Source organism: Streptomyces mayonensis (assembly GCF_018982965.1).
Classification (GTDB): Bacteria; Actinomycetota; Actinomycetes; order Streptomycetales; family Streptomycetaceae; genus Streptomyces; species Streptomyces mayonensis.
The window spans coordinates 1-2269 of record NZ_JACBYP010000248.1 but is presented as its reverse complement, the minus strand read 5'-3'; the positions used below and the strand labels follow the sequence as shown (position 1 = coordinate 2269).

At 68.8% G+C, this 2269-nt stretch carries 2 protein-coding genes; both read right to left on the bottom strand.

Going from position 1 to position 2269, the window contains the following annotated elements; genetic code table 11:
- Window positions 1–172: 172 nt before the first annotated feature.
- Window positions 173–1408, bottom strand: a complete 1236-nt coding sequence (locus HZS56_RS37630; RefSeq protein ID WP_216725296.1) for a branched-chain amino acid ABC transporter substrate-binding protein — start codon at window positions 1406–1408, stop codon at window positions 173–175.
- A gap of 313 nt (window positions 1409–1721) precedes the next feature.
- Window positions 1722–2269: Tat pathway signal sequence domain protein (locus HZS56_RS37625; protein ID WP_253915546.1), on the bottom strand; the 548-nt coding region annotated here is incomplete at its 5' end.

Below are 2269 nucleotides of genomic sequence, written 5' to 3'. Positions count from 1 at the left end.
CCGCGGGGGGTCCGGGCGCGGCCGGGGGGGGCGCGCGCCTCCCGGCCCGCGCGGCCGCCCGCCGCCCCCCCCCCCCCCCCGCGGCGGCGGGGGGGGGGGGGGGGGGGGGGGGGGGGGGGGCGCGGCCCCCCCCCCCCCCCCGCGGCTCGTGAGGTGTGGTGCGTTGAGGGGGTCAGCCGTTGTAGGTACCGGACTTCACGGAGCCCCAGTCACCGTTCTCGACGGCGTACACGGTGAGCTGCTTGTTGGTGGCGTCACCGAACTCGTCGAAGGAGACCTTGCCGGTCACACCGTCGAAGGACACGTTCTGCATGGCGTCGACGACCTTGCTGCGGGCGTCGTCGGGGAGCTTTCCGTCGTTGTCGTCGACGACCTTCTTGACGGCCTCGATGATCGCCCAGGCGGAGTCGTAGGAGTAGCCGCCGTAGGCCTCGTAGGCCTCCTTGTATCCCTCGGCCTTGTAGTTGGCGACGAATTCCTTGGCGGAGGGGAGTTCCTCGACGGGGGCGCCGACGGAGGTCGCGAGGTCGCCGGTGCCGCCGGCGCCGGCGAGCTTGATGAAGTCGGCGCTGTAGATGCCGTCGCCGCCGACCAGCGGGATCTTGGCTCCGGCTGCCTTGATCTGCTTGCTGAGCGGGCCGGCCTGCGGGTATTCGCCGCCGTAGTAGACGACGTCGGCGCCGGAGTTCTTGACCTTGGTGGCGACCGCGTTGAAGTCCTTGGTGTCCGGGTTGATGTGCTCGGTGCCGACGACCTGGCCGCCGAGCTTCTTGAACGCCTCGGTGAAGGTGGCGGCGAGACCGGCGCCGTAGGTCTTCTTGTCGTCGATGATGAAGGCCTTGCGCTTCTTGGAGTCGTTGTAGACGTACTCCGCGGCGAAGGGGCCCTGGATGGCGTCGGTGGTGGCGGTGCGGAAGTACGACTTGTACGGCCGGACCTTCTTGGTCTGCCAGTCGACGCCCTGGCTGAGCGCGGGGTTGGTGTTGGCGGGGGAGACCTCGACCAGCTTCGCGGAGTCGAAGACCTTCTGCATCGACTCGCCGACGGAGGAGTTGAGCGGGCCGACGACGCCGAGGACGTCGTCGTTGGCGACGAACTTGGTGGCGTTCTGCTGGCCGACGGACGGCTGGCCCTGGTCGTCGAGGGACTCCACCTTGAAGGTGATGCCGTCGACGGTCTTCTCCTTGTTGGCGATCTTGGCCGCGAGGTCCACCGAGTTCTTGATGCCGAGGCCCAGCGCGGACAGGTCGCCGGTCAGCGGCGCGTCGACACCGATGACGACGGTGGTGCCGCCGCCGTTGCCGGAGTCCGAGCCGCCGCCGTCGTCGTCGCGCGAGCCGCAGGCGGTGAGTGTGAGCGCTCCCGCCGCCAGAGCGGCGGTGATGGCGATGAGCGAACGTTGACGCACGATCTGTCCTTTCCCTGGCACGGCCGCTTCCCGGTGGAGGCGGCCGAGTCGAGCGCGGGGCCGAAGTGACAAGCCGAGATGACAAGCCGAAGTGACAATCCGACTGCGCGGTGACTGGCCGTGACTCTAAGCGGGTGTGGACAACGTGGAGGAGGGTTCGACACATGCTGTGACGCTCTTGTTATGACACCGGGTAATGCAGAGCGGTACTGACTGGGGGGAAGGGCGGAATTCAGGCCGATTCGCCCTGTCTGCATGGTGAGAACGCGCAGGACCCACGGCTCGCGTTCAGGTGTCTGACGTGTTTTGGTGATTACCTGGAATCGTCACTGCAGGCGATCTCGAGGGCCTGGGTGAGGTCCTCCGTGTAGCGCGGACCCAGGATGAAACTGTGGGTCTGCATTGCGCGCGCATTACGCAGCGTTACATCCAGGAAAGGGAGTCCGGCATTCCGGGGTGCTTTTTCACATTGGGTCACCCGTAGCGTGACAATGATCTTTCGCGCTGAATGCGACTTTGTCTGGAAAGGCGCAGTGGGCGACGACGTCACCGTCACGCCGTCGTAGGGCTGGGCAAGCCGGGTCACGGTCACGGGCGGTCCGGACCGCACGCTCAGCAGCACCGCGAAGCCGAAGACGCCGACGGGGGCGCCGGACGGCACGGCCACCGGGCCCGCGTAGGCGAGGCCGACGGCCTGGGACGGGTACGGCGGCGGGGGAGCGGGCGGGGGCTGCGGCCGGCTCGCGTACAGATGTGCGGCCCCGGCCAGGGTGACGAGGGCGAGCGCGGCCGCGAGAACGGGCCTGCGGTACCGCTCGTGACGCCGGGCGGGCCGCCCTCCTGGCCGCCGGGGGTGGAGAC